General features: G+C 72.3%; 13 protein-coding genes and 1 pseudogene. 8 read left to right on the forward strand and 6 right to left on the reverse strand.

Features of this window, described 5'->3' with window-relative positions; translation table 11 throughout:
• Window positions 1-223: 223 nt before the first annotated feature.
• Window positions 224-1,660: a DHA2 family efflux MFS transporter permease subunit gene (locus ACYVMZ_RS02340; RefSeq protein ID WP_461074862.1), complete on the reverse strand. Its 1,437-nt coding sequence runs from the start codon at window positions 1,658-1,660 to the stop codon at window positions 224-226.
• On the opposite strand from ACYVMZ_RS02340, the pseudogene ACYVMZ_RS02345 reads away from it, so the two are divergent.
• The 6 genes and pseudogenes from ACYVMZ_RS02345 to ACYVMZ_RS02370 all read left to right on the forward strand — a co-directional run.
• Window positions 1,608-2,606 (forward strand): annotated as a pseudogene (locus ACYVMZ_RS02345) (MFS transporter); the annotation flags it as partial. The gene ACYVMZ_RS02340 and the pseudogene ACYVMZ_RS02345 sit on opposite strands and share 53 nt — an antisense overlap.
• Window positions 2,607-2,705: 99 nt before the next feature.
• Window positions 2,706-3,356 (forward strand): class I SAM-dependent methyltransferase, encoded by a 651-nt coding sequence (locus ACYVMZ_RS02350; RefSeq protein ID WP_461074864.1) that lies wholly within the window; start codon window positions 2,706-2,708, stop codon window positions 3,354-3,356.
• 120 nt (window positions 3,357-3,476) lie between these two features.
• On the forward strand, window positions 3,477-4,463 hold the full coding sequence (locus ACYVMZ_RS02355) for an N-acetylmuramoyl-L-alanine amidase (RefSeq protein ID WP_461074866.1): 987 nt from the start codon (window positions 3,477-3,479) through the stop codon (window positions 4,461-4,463).
• A 159-nt stretch (window positions 4,464-4,622) separates the two neighbouring features.
• Entirely contained in the window at window positions 4,623-5,432 is an 810-nt protein-coding gene (locus ACYVMZ_RS02360; RefSeq protein ID WP_461074868.1) for a hypothetical protein, read from the forward strand.
• Between the two features lie 102 nt (window positions 5,433-5,534).
• Window positions 5,535-6,548 carry an LLM class F420-dependent oxidoreductase gene (locus tag ACYVMZ_RS02365; RefSeq protein WP_461074870.1) on the forward strand — a complete coding sequence of 338 codons (1,014 nt, stop codon included), beginning with the start codon at window positions 5,535-5,537 and terminating at the stop codon, window positions 6,546-6,548.
• A gap of 97 nt (window positions 6,549-6,645) precedes the next feature.
• Entirely contained in the window at window positions 6,646-6,939 is a 294-nt protein-coding gene (locus tag ACYVMZ_RS02370) for a hypothetical protein (RefSeq protein WP_031112118.1), read from the forward strand.
• A gap of 36 nt (window positions 6,940-6,975) precedes the next feature.
• Here ACYVMZ_RS02370 and ACYVMZ_RS02375 read toward each other — a convergent pair whose 3' ends face one another.
• From ACYVMZ_RS02375 to ACYVMZ_RS02385, 3 genes are read right to left on the reverse strand one after another with little or no spacing between them, the layout of a single operon-like run.
• Window positions 6,976-8,049, reverse strand: coding sequence for a prenyltransferase/squalene oxidase repeat-containing protein (locus ACYVMZ_RS02375; RefSeq protein ID WP_461074872.1), 1,074 nt, complete (start codon window positions 8,047-8,049; stop codon window positions 6,976-6,978).
• Window positions 8,046-8,780 carry a class I SAM-dependent methyltransferase gene (locus ACYVMZ_RS02380; protein ID WP_461074874.1) on the reverse strand — a complete coding sequence of 245 codons (735 nt, stop codon included), beginning with the start codon at window positions 8,778-8,780 and terminating at the stop codon, window positions 8,046-8,048. Before ACYVMZ_RS02380 ends, ACYVMZ_RS02375 begins: the two co-directional genes overlap by 4 nt.
• Complete coding sequence (locus ACYVMZ_RS02385) at window positions 8,774-10,168, reverse strand: glycosyltransferase family 4 protein (protein WP_461074876.1); 1,395 nt, start codon at window positions 10,166-10,168, stop codon at window positions 8,774-8,776. Before ACYVMZ_RS02385 ends, ACYVMZ_RS02380 begins: the two co-directional genes overlap by 7 nt.
• 207 nt (window positions 10,169-10,375) lie before the next feature.
• Between ACYVMZ_RS02385 and ACYVMZ_RS02390 the strand changes: the two genes are divergently transcribed.
• Window positions 10,376-11,023, forward strand: a complete 648-nt coding sequence (locus ACYVMZ_RS02390; protein ID WP_461074878.1) for a TetR family transcriptional regulator — start codon at window positions 10,376-10,378, stop codon at window positions 11,021-11,023.
• 40 nt (window positions 11,024-11,063) lie between these two features.
• Here ACYVMZ_RS02390 and ACYVMZ_RS02395 read toward each other — a convergent pair whose 3' ends face one another.
• Together ACYVMZ_RS02395 and ACYVMZ_RS02400 are read right to left on the reverse strand one after the other, a co-directional pair.
• Complete coding sequence (locus tag ACYVMZ_RS02395) at window positions 11,064-11,297, reverse strand: ferredoxin (RefSeq protein WP_461074880.1); 234 nt, start codon at window positions 11,295-11,297, stop codon at window positions 11,064-11,066.
• Window positions 11,297-12,751: an aldehyde dehydrogenase gene (locus ACYVMZ_RS02400; RefSeq protein ID WP_461074882.1), complete on the reverse strand. Its 1,455-nt coding sequence runs from the start codon at window positions 12,749-12,751 to the stop codon at window positions 11,297-11,299. The genes ACYVMZ_RS02395 and ACYVMZ_RS02400 overlap by 1 nt, the downstream gene beginning before the upstream one ends.
• A 135-nt stretch (window positions 12,752-12,886) precedes the next feature.
• On the opposite strand from ACYVMZ_RS02400, the gene ACYVMZ_RS02405 reads away from it, so the two are divergent.
• Window positions 12,887-13,912 (forward strand): MBL fold metallo-hydrolase, encoded by a 1,026-nt coding sequence (locus ACYVMZ_RS02405; RefSeq protein ID WP_461076299.1) that lies wholly within the window; start codon window positions 12,887-12,889, stop codon window positions 13,910-13,912.
• Window positions 13,913-14,284: the final 372 nt, after the last annotated feature.

Here is a 14,284-nt window from a genome sequence, read left to right on the forward strand (position 1 = left end):
CCCGGCGATCGTATGCCGGGACAGCTGGAAAGCCCAGGTCAGAAGGGGTGGTTGAGGGTGCGCGGACGGACCTGTTCGGGCCTGTGCGGCGCCGGTGAGCCGGTCCCTGGGGCGTCACCCGCGAGTCGGGGGAAAGGGCGGCGCCGCCCCGACCGAGGGCCGTCAAAGCACCGTCCCGGGCCACCCGGCGCCCACTTTTCCACACCAACCCACGCCCACCGCCTCAGCCGGCCCCGGCCACCGCCCTCCGCGGCAGCCACACCCACATCAACAGCACCCCCACGGCCAACACAACAGCCCCCACCCGAAACGCCAACGCATACCCCTCCGTCAGCGCCCCGGGCGTATGGCTCCCGGCCGACCGCGCCGCCGCCAGCGTCGACATCACGGCGAGGCCCAGCGAACCCCCCATCGTGCGTGAGGTGTTGACGAGGCCGGACACCAGGCCGGCCTCCTGAGGCGGTGCCCCTGATGTGGCCAGCGCGGCGAGCGGCGTGCCCGCCAGGCCCGCGCCCAGCATCATCAGCACGCCCGGGAACATGATCGTCGTCAGATACGCCCCGTCCGCGCTCATCGTCGACTGCCAGCCGAAGCCGACCACCGCGACGAGGGTGCCCAGGACGGCCACGGTGCGTGGTCCGACCGTCCGCATGAACCGGGGCGCGACCTTCGACCCCAGCACCACGGCCAGGGAGCTCGGCACCAGCGCGAGCCCAGCCTCCAGCGGCGAGTAGCCCAGCACGTTCTGCGCGTACAGGGTCATGAAGAACCACATGCAGAACATCGCCGAGCCGCACAGGAACATGGCCACGTTCGCCGAGGACACCGACCGCAGCCGGAGCAGCCCGAGCGGCATCAGGGGGGCCTTCGCCCGCGCCTCGACGACGACGAACAGCCCGATGAGCACCAGGCCCGCCAGCAGCGGCACCAGCGTGGCCGTCGCCGTCCAGCCCGCGGCCTCGGTCTGCGAGATGCCGTACGCGAGCGTGGCGAGCCCGGCCGTCACCAGCAGCGCGCCCGGCAGGTCGAGCCGCCGCCCGTCGCCGGCCCGGCCCTCCGCCAGGTACCAGGCGGCACCGGCCAGCACCACGGCCCCGACGGGCACGTTGATCAGCAGCACCCACCGCCACGACAGCGTCTCGACCAGGAGCCCGCCGACCAGACCGCCCGCCGCGCCGCCACCGGCGCCCACCGCGGTCCAGGTCCCGATCGCCCGGGCCCGGGCGGCTCCCTCCGGCACCGACGCGGTGAGGATGGTCAGGGTCGAGGGCGCCAGCACGGCGGCCCCGAGTCCCTGCACGGCCCGCGCCAGCAGCAGCTGCCAGCCGTCCTGCGCGAGCCCGCCGCCCAGCGAGGCCAGGGTGAACAGGCCGAGCCCGATCAGGAACATCCGCTTGCGGCCGTAGAGGTCCCCGGCCCGCCCGCCGAGCAGCATGAACCCGGCGAAGGCGATCGCGTACGCGTTCACCACCCACTGCAGGCCCTGCTCGCTCAGCCCGAGGCCGGTCCGCATCGAGGGCAGGGCCACGTTGACCACGGAGATGTCGAGCACGACGAGGAACTGCCCGGCGCAGGCGAGCGCCACCACCAGCCAGGTGGGGGGCGCGGCGCGGCGGGAGGTTCGGGTGGTGTCGGAGGCGGCGTCGAGCATGCCTGTCATGTTCTCAATCCTCCGTGCCCAGTGCATCGAGATTTCGCCGCACCTCTCTCGGTCCCAGGACCTGGGCCCCCCTTCCCTGCCGACCCGGCCGACCGACCGACCCGGGCCCGGACCTGACGCGAGATCAGTGGTCGTCGCGGGCCTGTGCGTGGCGCCGCTGGGCCTGACGATGATGTTCACGGCCCCGGTCTACGCCCGTCTGTCGGCGCGTTTCGGCCCGCGCACGACCCTGATCATCGGCCTGCTGGTCATCGCGCTCGGCTACGGCGGCGGCCTCGGTCTGATGGACGCCGCCTGGCAGACGGTGGTCACGTCGGTCGTCCTGGGCGCGGGCATCGGCCTGGCGTACTCGTCCCTGCCCGCACTGATCGTCGGCGCGGTCCCGGCCTCGGAGACGGGCGCGGCCAACGGCCTCAACACCCTGATGCGTTCCATCGGTACGTCGGTGTCCAGCGCCGTCATCGGCATGGTGCTGGCCAACACGGCGAACGAGGTGAACGGTGTCGCGGTCCCGACGATGCACGGCTTCCGCGTCTCCTTCCTGATCGCGGCGGCCGCGGTGGCCCTCGGCCTGCTCCTGGCCCTGTTCCTGCCGCGCCGACGCCCGTCGGACAAGCCGCGGTTGCGTGCGAGCAGCGAGGAGGACGCGAACCTCGCCCGTGCCGACGAAGCGCTGCGCGGCTTCCGGGGCCGCGTCCTGGGCTCAGACGGCACCCCGGTCGCCCGTGCCAAGGTCACCCTGATCGACCGCCACGGCCGCCAGGCGGGCGCGACCCTCTCCGCCGAGGACGGCAGCTACGTCCTGCCCGTGCCGTCGCAGGGCCCGTACGTCCTGGCCGCCCGCGCCGCGGGCCACGCCCCGCTCGCCTCCTCGGCGACCCACGCGGGCGACGCCCGGCCGGTCGACCTGGACCTGTCCCTGCCGGGCGAGACGGTCACCGCCTGAGCCGCACCGGCACCGCACCCCCGGTCGCCCCGCCGACCGGGGGTGCGGCAGCATGGGCGCCCACACTCACGTACGACACTCACGGGAAAGGCAGGCCCCATGCCCGCGGCACCCAAGCCGGAGATCCTGGCCGCGTTCGAGACGGCGAAGGGGTTCATGCCCGTGGACGAGGGCCTGGCCCTGTACGCGGCGGCGGTCGAGGCCGGGCGGCTCGGGCTCCCCCTCCTGGAGGTCGGCACGTACTGCGGCCGCTCCACGATCCTGCTCGCCGACGCGGCCCGGCAGGCCGGGGTCACCGCGCTCACCGTCGACCACCACCGGGGCAGCGAGGAGCAGCAGCCCGGCTGGGAGTACCACGACCCGGAGACGGTCGATCCGGAGATCGGCCTGATGGACACGCTGCCGGCCTTCCGCCGCACCCTGCACCGGGCGGGCCTGGAGGACCACGTGGTCGCCCTGGTCGGCCGCTCCCCGCGCATCGCGGCGCTCTGGAACTCCCCGCTCGGCCTCGTCTTCATCGACGGCGGCCACACCGACGAGCACGCCACCGCCGACTACGAGGGTTGGGCCCCGCACGTGGCCGAGGGCGGCCTCCTCGTCATCCACGACGTCTTCCCCGACCCGAAGGACGAGTTCACGGGCCAGGCCCCGTACCGGATCTTCCTGCGGGCACTGGAGTCCGGCGCCTTCACGGAGGTCTCGGTGACCGACTCGCTGCGGGTCCTGCGGCGCACGAGCACGGGGATCTGAACGCGCCCGCTCAGCGGTCGGCGGCGCGGGCCCGGCCCACTTCATGGTCCCGCGCGCTCCGGCCACCCATTGCCGCAGTGCGCCCTGTGGACACCCAGGAGGGCCGCTAGGGTGGCAGGCGTGTCGTACGTAGGCCCGGACTTCGATCCTCCCCAGCCCCGTCGCCCCCGGCGCGGCCCTCTGACCGTGGCGGTCGCGGCGCTGGTGCCGGGGGCGTTGCTCGGGTGGCTGGCGTACGAGGCGCTGGGCGGCTCGGGGGACGGAGGGGATTCGGGCAACGCCGCCGTGCGGACATCGACGGCACCGCCCTCGACCACTCCCGCCTCCCACAGCGACGGCTCGGACGCCTCGGACGACAAGGAGCCGGGCGCCTCCCCGGCCGCCACCACCCCGGCCGCCACCACCCCCTCCGCCTCCGCGCCCGCCGCCTCCGGCCCCCTCAAGGGGAAGGTCGTCGTCATCGATCCCGGCCACAATCCGGGCAACTTCCGGCACGCCACCGAGATCAACCGCAAGGTGGACATCGGAACGAACCGGAAGGAGTGCGACACGACAGGCACATCCACCAACTCCGGGTACACGGAAGCCGAGTTCACGCTCGACGTGGCCCACCGGCTCCGCGCGCTCCTCCAACAGCAGGGCGCCACGGTGAAACTGACGCAGGACGGCGACCGGCCGTACGGGCCGTGCGTGGACGAGCGGGCCCGGATCGGCAACCAGGCGCACGCGGACGCCGCGGTCTCGATCCACGCGGACGGCTCGGCGGCCGGCAACCGCGGCTTCCACGTCATCCTGCCGGGCACCGTGCACGCGGGCGCCGCCGACACCGGCCCCATCGTCGGCCCCTCCCGCGGCCTCGGCGAGCGCATCGCGGGCAACTTCGTCCGTGTCACGGGCAGCGCGCCCTCCAACTACGTCGGCGGCGGCACCGGACTCGTCACGCGGAAGGACCTGGGCGGTCTCAATCTGTCAACGGTTCCCAAGGTGTTCATCGAGTGCGGCAACATGCGCGATAGCAAGGACGCGGCGCTGCTGACCAGCGGCGCCTGGCGGCAGAAAGCGGCGCAAGGGATCTCTGAGGGAATCGTGAGTTTCCTGCGCGGGTAGCGATCAGCGCGCTGATCCCGGCGGACACCCTGGTCGGGCGGACGATAGTGTCCGTCCGTACGATGAGGGGCCACCCCCGCGCTTCACACCGGGGCCTGACGGCGACATGGTGACAGCGACGCCTCTACCGACGACGAGACGACTGACGAAGGACCTGAAGTGAATATCCGCTCCCTCACTCGAGGCGACGGCGTGGTGATCGGAGCAGCGGTTCTGCTGTTCATCGCGTCGTTCCTCGACATCTACTCGATCGACGGGGCCCCCGACAGCGCCGATCTCCCCAACGCCTGGGGCAGTGGACCGCTCCTGATGAGCGTCATCCTGGCGGGCATCATCGGTGCCGCGCTCGTCGTCGTCTCTCGTGGTCTGCCGCAGGTGCCCAAGGTCGCCGGCCTCGACCTCGGTCAGTTCGGGATCGCCTTCACGGTCTTCGCCGCCTGGAGTGCGCTCGGGAACATCTTCGATCCGGTGGGCGGGGTGGACAACGTCGGCTCCGGCTCGGACGGCGGAGTCGACGCCGGCATCGGCCTGATCCTCGCTCTCATCGCCACGCTGCTCATGGCCGCCGCCGCCCTCGCCACCCCCCTCGTCCCCGCCCTCAAGGGCGCCCTCATCCCCGCCCCGCGCCCCGCCGCGCCCCAGCCCTACGGTGCCCAGCCCCAGGGCGGTTACGGCTACCCGGGTGCGCAGCAGCCGGCGTTCGGCGGGCAGCCCGGGCAGCCGGGGCAGCCCTACGGTGGTCAGCCGCAGCAGCAGCCGGCGCCGGCCGCGGACTTCTCGCCGTTCTGGTTCGCCGTGCCGGTGCCGCGGCCGCTGTTCTCGGAGGACGGCTCGCCGACGCCGATCGCCGAACTGGCGCCGGGCACCTGGTACCTGGCGGTCGAGCAGCGCGGCGCGGCCCTGGTCGCCCAGACGCAGGACGGCCGCCGTGGCGTGCTGCAGGACACCTCGGGCATCCAGCGCGGCTGACCCCCTGGACCGGCCGTACGGCCCCGCACCCCTCTTCCGGGTGCGGGGCCGTTGTCGTACAGTCGACGCCCCGCTCAGCTGACGATCCGTCAGGAGGCAGAGGTGCGGCTCGGTCTGGCGCTCGGCTACTGGGGCCGCGGCCCCCGTCCCGACCATGTGCCGCTCGCGCAGGAGGCCGAGCGGCTCGGCTACGACTCCGTGTGGACGGCCGAGTCGTGGGGCTCGGACGCGTTCACGCCGCTCACCTGGATCGCGGCGCACACCTCACGCATCAGGCTGGGTACGGCGGTCGCCCAGATGGCGGCCCGTCCGCCGACCACCACCGCGATGCACGCGCTGACGCTGGACCATCTGTCCGGCGGACGCATGCTGCTGGGTCTCGGCCTGTCCGGTCCGCAGGTCGTCGAGGGCTGGTACGGACGGCCCTTCCCGAAGTCGCCGCTCACCGCCACCCGCGAGTACGTCGACGTCGTACGGCAGGTACTGCGCAGGGAGGCGCCGGTCGTGCTCGACGGGCGCTTCCACGCCCACCCCTACCGCGGTCCGGACGCCACCGGCCTCGGCAGACCCCTCAAGCCGATCACCCATCCCCTCCGCCGTGACCTGCCGGTCCTGCTCGGCGCCGAGGGGCCGAGGAACGTCGCCCAGACCGTCCGCATCGCCGACGGCTGGCTGCCGCTGTACTGGTCGCCGACCCGGCCGACGGAGGTGTACGGGGAGGTACTCGCCGACCTGCCGGAGGGCTTCCTGGTCGCCCCCATGGCCCAGGCGCGGGTCTGCGACGACGTCACCGCAGGTCTGCTGCCCGTCAAGGCCATGCTCGGCTTCTACATCGGCGGGATGGGGCACGCGGCCCGCAACTTCCACGCCGATCTGATGGCGCGCATGGGGTACGAGGAGGAGGCCCGGCGGATCCAGCGGCTGTTCGGCGAGGGCCGCCGGGAGGAGGCGGTCCTCGCCGTGCCGGACGCCTTCGCCGACGAGATCTCACTCGTCGGGCCTCGCGAACGCATCGCCGAGCGGCTGGAGTTGTGGCGCCAGGGGCCGGTGACGGACCTGCTGGTGCTCACCACCGACCGGCACACGCTGCGGGTGCTCGCCGAGCTCACTTCCTGACCCGCGGTCATAGTGGTTGCGTCAGGTGGTTTCACGTGGTTTCGTCAGGTGGTTTCGCACGAGGTTTCGTATGCCCTTCAAGGGTTACCCGATGGGCATGTCCCCTCGATATCGCAACGGTGCGAATCAGGCCGGCACGATCATCGCTGTCGTCGCCGACATCATGGCCCTGATCCTGGGCCTGTGGATCCTGATGTACCTGCTGGACGCGAACCGCGCGAACGACTTCGTGCAGTTCATCCACGACGCGGCCCGCTGGCTCGCGGGCTGGTCGCACGACCTGTTCACGTTCGACGAGGCGTGGGCGAGGGTCGTGGCCGGTTACGGTTTGGCCGCCGTCGTGTACCTGTTCGTCGGCCACGCGATCGCCAACCGGGTGCATCGGCACTGAGCGCTCACGCCAACCGGGTTCACCGGCACTGAGCGCTCAGGTGTCGCAGCAGTCCGGGTCCAGGCCCCGTGGCAGCAGGTCCCCGCCGAACACCTGGCAGGTGGCCTCGTGGCCGCCGAGGGCGGCTACGGCGAGCAGCAGGGAGCCGGCCGTCCAGGTGGTCAGTTCGCGGGGCCAGACGGCGTCGTCGTCGAAGACGTAGCCGGTCCAGTACAGGCCGGTCTCCGCGTCGCGCAGGTGCTGGATCGACTGGAGCACTTCCAGCGCCCGGTCGGACTCGCCCATCGCCCACAGGGCGAGGGCGAGTTCGGCCGACTCGCCTCCCGTGACCCACGGGTTGGGGACGACGCAGCGCACCCCGAGGCCGGGGACGACGAAGCGGTCCCAGCTCTCCTCGATGCGGGCCTTGGCCTCGGCGCCGGTCAGCGCGCCGCCCAGCACCGGGTAGTACCAGTCCATCGAGTAGCGGTCCTTGTCGAGGAACCGCTCCGGGTGGCGGCGTATCGCGTGCCGCAGCATCCCCGCGGCCAGCTCCCAGTCCGGCTGCGGCTCCTCGCGCTGCTCGGCGATCGCCAGCGCGCAGCGCAGCGCGTGGTGGATGGAGGAGGAGCCCGTCAGCAGCGCGTCGGCCGTGTCCGTGCCGTCCTCGTCCCGCCGCCAGCCGATCTGCCCGCCCGGCTGCTGCAGCCGCAGCACGAACTCCACCGCCGCGTACACCACCGGCCACATGCGGTCCAGGAACGCGTCGTCACCGGTGGAGAGATAGTGGTGCCAGACGCCGACGGCTATGTACGCGACGAAGTTCGTCTCGCGGCCCCGGTCGGTGACCTCGGCGAAGTCCCCGTCCGCGTACGCCGCGTACCAGGAGCCGTCCTCGTTCTGGTGCCGGGCCAGCCACAGGTAGGCCCGCTCGGCGGCCTCGTGCTCACCGGCCGCGTCCAGCGCCATCGCCGCCTCGACGTGGTCCCAGGGGTCGAGGTGGTGGCCACGGAACCAGGGAATCGCGCCGTCCTCCCGCTGCACGGAGAGCATGCCGCGCACGGTGGCGGCGGCCTGCCCGGCGGTCAGCACCCCGGGCAGGACCAGGTGTTCCGTCCGGGGGGTCGTCACTTGGCGTCCACCGCCGGCAGGTGGGGCTTGGTCGCGTAGGCCACGAAGCTCTTGCCGATCAGCGGGTTGAGGGCCTGCTCGGCGACCCTCGTCGCCAGCGGCTTCTTCATGATGTCCCAGACCAGCAGCTTGTGGTACGCCCGCACCGGCAGCGCCTTGTCGTTGTCGACGCCGAACGCGCACTTCAGCCACCAGTACGGCGAGTGCAGCGCGTGCGCGTGGTGGGTGCCGTAGGGCTCGAGACCGGCCTCGCGGATCTTCGCCAGCAGCTCGTCCGCCCTGTAGATGCGGATGTGGCCGCCCTCGACCTCGTGGTACGCGTCGGACAGCGCCCAGCAGATCTTCTCGGGCCCGTACCGCGGCACGGTGATGGCGATGCGCCCGCCGGGCCGCAACACCCGGACCATCTCGGCGAGTACGCCCTTGTCGTCGGGGATGTGCTCCATCACCTCGGAGATGATCACGACGTCGAAGGACTCGTCGGGGAAGGGCAGGGCCAGGGCGTCCCCTTCCACGGCGGTCGCGGTGGCCCCGGCGGGGGCCTCCCCGGCCTCCTTCATCGCCGCGAACCACTTCGCGACCTCGCGGATCTCCTCACCGTTCTGGTCCAGCGCCACGACCTGCGCGCCGCGCCGGTAGCACTCGAACGCGTGCCGTCCGGCACCGCATCCGAGGTCCAGGACACGGTCGCCCGGGGCGAGCGGGAACCGGGAGAAGTCGACGGTCAGCACGTGGCCCTGCTTTCGGGGTAGACGCCTTCAACATCGGGGGAGGGTACGGCAGTCGGCGGGGGTGCGGGTGCGGCACCGGGTGAGGCCGTGGACCGGGCGATGGCCTCCCGGTACCGCTCCACGGTGCCCTGCGCGGCGCGCGCCCAGGTGAACCGCTCCAGCACCCGCTCACGCCCGGCGCGGCCGAGCCGCTCACGCAGCTCACCATCACCCAGCAGCCGGCCGAGCCCGGCGGCCAGCGCCCCCGCGTCGCCCGGCGGTACGGCGACGCACGTCTCCCCGTCGCGCCCGGCGACCTCCGGGATCGCGCCGCCGGTCGTGGCGAGCAGCGGTGTGCCCGTCGCCATGGCCTCGGCCGCGGGCAGCGAGAAGCCCTCGTACAGCGACGGCACGCACGCGACCTGCGCCGAGCGCACCAGGTCGACGAGCTCCGCGTCCGAGATGCCCTTGACGAACTCGACGGCGCCCTGAAGGCCGTACCGCTCGACCGCCTGGGCGACGGGCCCCTCCGCGGGCCGCTTGCCGACGACGACGAGGTGGGCGTCGGGGTGCTCGGTGCGCACCTTCGCCAGCGCCTCGACGAGGAAGACCAGGCCCTTGAGCGGGACATCGGCGCTGGACGTCGTCACGATCCGGCCCGGTACGACGGGCACCGACGGATCCGGCGAGAACAGATCCGTGTCCGCCCCGATGTGGACGACGTGGATACGGTCCTCGCGCACGCCCAGGTGATCGACGATCTCCGCACGCGAGGTCCCCGACACGGTCAGCACGGACGGCAGACGGCGCGCCACGCGCTTCTGCATGCGCGTGAAGGCGTACCAGCGCCGCACGGACCACCGCCGCTGCCAGCCGTCCGCCGCGTCCAGCTCCAACCGCCGGTCGACGGTGATGGGGTGGTGGATGGTGGTCACCAGGGGCGCGCCAATGTCCCCCAGCAGCCCGTAGCCGAGGGTCTGGTTGTCGTGGACGACGTCAAAGTCGCCGCGCCGGGCGCGCAGATGGCGGCGGGCGCGCAGCGAGAACGTCAGCGGTTCGGGGAAGCCGCCGGTCCACATGGTGGCGACCTCGAGGGCGTCGATCCAGTCGCGGAACTCGTCGCGCTTCGGGGTGCGGAAGGGGTCCGGCTGCCGGTAGAGGTCGAGGCTGGGCAGCTCGGTCAGGCTCAGGCCGGCGTGGCCCTCGTCGAGGACGGGGTAGGGCTGGGCGCCGATGACCTCGACGCGGTGGCCGAGGCGGGCGAGCTCGCGCGAGAGATGCCGTACGTAGACGCCCTGGCCGCCGCAGAACGGGTTTCCCTTGTACGTGAGGAGCGCGATGCGGAGCGGTCGCAAGCCGTCGGCTGCGGGGCCCTCCAGAGGCCCGGCCTGACTGGCCTCAGCGGTCACTCTGGGCCCCCTTCTCCCTGCACTGTCCCGCGAGATTACGCCGGGACGCTAATCTAGAACAAGTTTCAGACTTGATCGTTCAGAGGCTCCGAATCTACCGGCAGGTAGGGGCGCTGTGACCAGTGGATCAGGTGATTCACGCCACGGCTGACGCCGTGCCATGCTGTCTGATCACTCGCCCTCACGGACTGTCACGGAACGGGACCCATGCCTGCGGAAGCCAAGGTGAACAAGGTGGCCAAGGTGGAAGCCAGTGCCGCGAACTCCGCGTCCGCGCCCCTCACCGAGCGGCAGGAGGCCCGGCGTCGGCGCATCCTGCACGCGAGCGCGCAGTTGGCCAGCCGGGGCGGGTTCGACGCGGTGCAGATGCGGGAGGTGGCGGAGTCCTCGCAGGTGGCACTCGGCACGCTGTACCGCTACTTCCCGTCCAAGATCCATCTGCTGGTCGCCACGATGCAGGACCAGTTGGAGCACATGCACGGCACGCTGCGGAAGAAGCCGCCGCAGGGCGAGACGGCGGCGGAGCGGGTGGCGGAGACCCTGATGCGGGCCTTCCGCGCGCTGCAGCGCGAGCCGCACCTGGCCGACGCCATGGTCCGGGCCCTGACCTTCGCCGACCGCAGCGTCTCGCCCGAGGTGGACCAGGTCTCCCGCCAGACCACGGCGATCATCCTGGACGCCATGGGCCTGGAGGACCCGACGCCCGAGCAGCTCTCGGCGGTCCGCGTCATCGAGCACACCTGGCACTCGGCCCTCATCACCTGGCTCTCGGGACGCGCCTCCATCGCCCAGGTCAAGATCGACATCGAGACGGTGTGCCGACTGATCGACCTGACGAGTCCGAAAGTTTCGTAGAGGTTCCGTTCCCGGTCGCGATACCGGTCCCGCTCCGCGGTTACTCCTCCGGCGGAAACACCGCCTCCCCGCTCCCCAGCAGCGTGATCACGATGGCCTCCACCGGGCAGTGCTCCGCCGCCGTCAGGACCCTCTCGTCGGCGTCGGTCTCCGGCTCGGCCGGGCGGGACTGGCGGCCGGAGTCGAGGCGGAACGCGCCGGGGGCGTGGTGGAGGCACTGGGCGGAGCCGATGCACAGGGAGCGGTCGACGTCGACGTGCCAGCGATCGCCCATCACCGGGCCCCCGCCGGGAGGTGGATCATCTTGTGCTCCAGGTACTCGCCGTAGCCCTCGGGGCCGAACTCCCTCCCCAGGCCCGAGTTCTTGTAGCCGCCGAACGGGCCGAGCATGTCGAGGCTGAAGGTGTTGACGGAGTACGTGCCGGTACGGACCTGCCGGGCGATCTCGATGCCGCGCTCGACGTCGGCCGTCCACACGCTGCCGCTCAGCCCGTACGCGGAGTCGTTGGCGATCTTCACCGCCTCGGACTCGGCGTCGTAGGGGAGCAGGCAGATGACCGGCCCGAAGATCTCCTCCCGGGCGATCCGCATCGCGTTGTCGACGTCGCCGAAGAGGGTCGGCTCGACGTACCAGCCGCGGTCCAGGCCCGGCGGGCGGCCGCCGCCGGTGAGGATCTTCGCGCCCTCCTCCTGGCCGATCCGGATGTAGTCGAGGCTGCGTTGCTGCTGGCGCCGGGCCACCAGCGGGCCCACCTGTGTCGCCGGGTCCAGCGGGTCGCCGACCACCAGCGCGCGCGCCGCCGCGGCGAGGGCGTCCGCGAACTCGTCGTAGCGGGAGCGCGGGAGGAGGATCCGGGTCTGGGCGACACACGCCTGCCCGTTGTTCATCCAGGCGGAGGGCACGATCCCCGCGACGGCCGTCTCGACGTCCGCGTCCGGCAGGACGACGGCCGCCGACTTGCCGCCCAGTTCCAGGGTGACGCGGGTGAGGTTGCGGGCCGCCACCTCCATGACCCGTTTCCCCGCCGCCACCGACCCGGTGAAGGACACCTTGTCGACGCCGGGATGCCCGACCAGGTACTCGCTGACCTCCCGGTCCGCCGGCAGGATCGACAGCACGCCCTCCGGGAGTCCGGCCTGCCGGGCGATCTCACCGAGGAGGTAGGCGTCCAGGGGCGACTCGGGCGACGGCTTGAGCACCACCGTGCAGCCGGTGAGCAGCGCGGGCGCGAGCTTGGCGGCGGCCACGAACTGCGGGACGTTCCAGGGGACGACGGCCGCGACCACCCCCACCGGCTCGCGCCGCACGAGGATACGGCCGAGCATCCCGTCGCGTGTCTCCTCGTACGGGAAGGTCCGCGCGACCGTGATCGCCGCGTCCCACACCATCACCGCGCCGAGGGCCTGCGCGAGGACGCTCCAGGAGTAGGGCGAGCCGTTCTCGGAGGAGATGACGCGCGCGATCTCGTCGTGCCGGGCGGCGATCCCGTCCTTGATCCGGCTGACGACCTCGATCCGCTCGTCGAGGCTCATGCGCGGCCAGGGCCCTTCGTCGAACGCCCGGCGCGCCACCGCCACCGCCCGGTCCACGTCTTTCGTCGAGGCGTGCGGGACCCGTCCGATGACCTCCTCGGTGTGCGGCGAGATCACCTCGATGACGTCCCGGCCCAGGGGGTCGGTCAACTCCCCGCCGATGAACAGCTGTCCGTGTTCCACGAGCTCGGTCATGGCCGACGCCTCCTGCGCAGACGCAGTTACTCACAGTGTTTCTGACGGTGTTTCAGAACTGATACCAGTTCCCGTTACAGTGGGCAATGGCCGTGGAGCGGAGGGCGGATGACGAGCGAGCAGGACAGCGGGCCCATGGCGTACGTGTCCGATCACGGCGGTGGCGTGCGGTCCGTCCGCGTCCCCATCCCGGACAACCCCCTCGGCCACACGCTGGTGTACGTCGTCGACACCGACCGCGGCCCGGTGCTGGTCGACACCGGCTGGGACGACCCGGCGTCCTGGGACACCCTCACCAACGGCCTGACGGCGTGCGGCACCTCGGTGACCGAGATCCACGGCGTGGTCGTCACCCACCACCACCCCGACCACCACGGCCTGTGCGGCAAGGTCCGCGAGGCGTCCGGGGCGTGGATCGCCATGCACGCGGCGGACACCGCGGTCGTACGGCGCACCCGCGAGGCCCGCCCCGAGCAGTGGCTGTCGTACATGGCGGCCAAGCTGGCCGCCGCCGGCGCCCCCGAGGAGTACATCGCGCCCCTACGAGCGGCCCACCCCCGCGCCCTCCCCGGCCTCTCCCCCGCCCTGCCCGACCGCGAGATCGTCCCCGGCGAACTCCTCGACCTGCCCGGCCGCCGCCTGCGCGCGATCTGGACCCCGGGCCACACCCCGGGCCACGTCTGCCTCCACCTGGAGGAGGCCCACCCGGCCCGGCTCCCCGGCCACGGCCGCCTGTTCTCCGGCGACCACCTGCTCCCCGAGATCACCCCGCACATCGGCCTGTACGAGGACCCGGACGACGCCACCGTCACCGACCCCCTCGGCGACTACCTCGACTCCCTCGAACGCGTCGGCCGCCTGGCCCCCGCCGAGGTCCTCCCGGCCCACCAGCACGCGTTCTGCGACGCCTCGGCCCGCGTACGGCAGTTGCTCGCCCACCACGAGGAACGGCTCAGCGGCCTGCTGACCCTGCTCGCCGAGCCCCTCACCCCCTGGCAGCTCGCCGAACGCATGGAGTGGAACCGGCCCTGGGCCGAAATCCCGTACGGGTCGAGGAACATCGCCGTCTCGGAGGCCGAGGCCCACCTGCGCCGCCTGGTCAAGCTGGGCCGGGCGGAGGCGGTGGCGGGGAGCGATCCGGTGACGTACGTGGCGGTGTGAGTCCCGGCTGCCCCGGGTGGACAGGGTGGCGGCGACTCGCCTCAGGCCTCCTCGGCCTTGTCCCAGAGCTTCGCGTCGCATCTGATGACCGCCGGATCGACGAAACCGTCCGGGAACTCCGTCACCTTCAACCGCGCCATACCCACCCCGGCGCGCAGGGACCCCTCAGCCCGTTCCCTACGGGCGGGTACAGTGGCCAGGTCGTCCACACCCGTACGGGGGAAAGCCGGTGCAATTCCGGCGCTGACCCGCAACCGTGAGCCGCCCGCCTCCGGGCGGTGAGCCGGATCGCCCCGCTCGGGATCGTGACCGGCTCGCGTGCGCCGGCAGTCCGCCGCCGCACGGCACCGTCGAGGAATGCGGAGCCGAGCC

The organism is Streptomyces deserti (assembly GCF_054782695.1).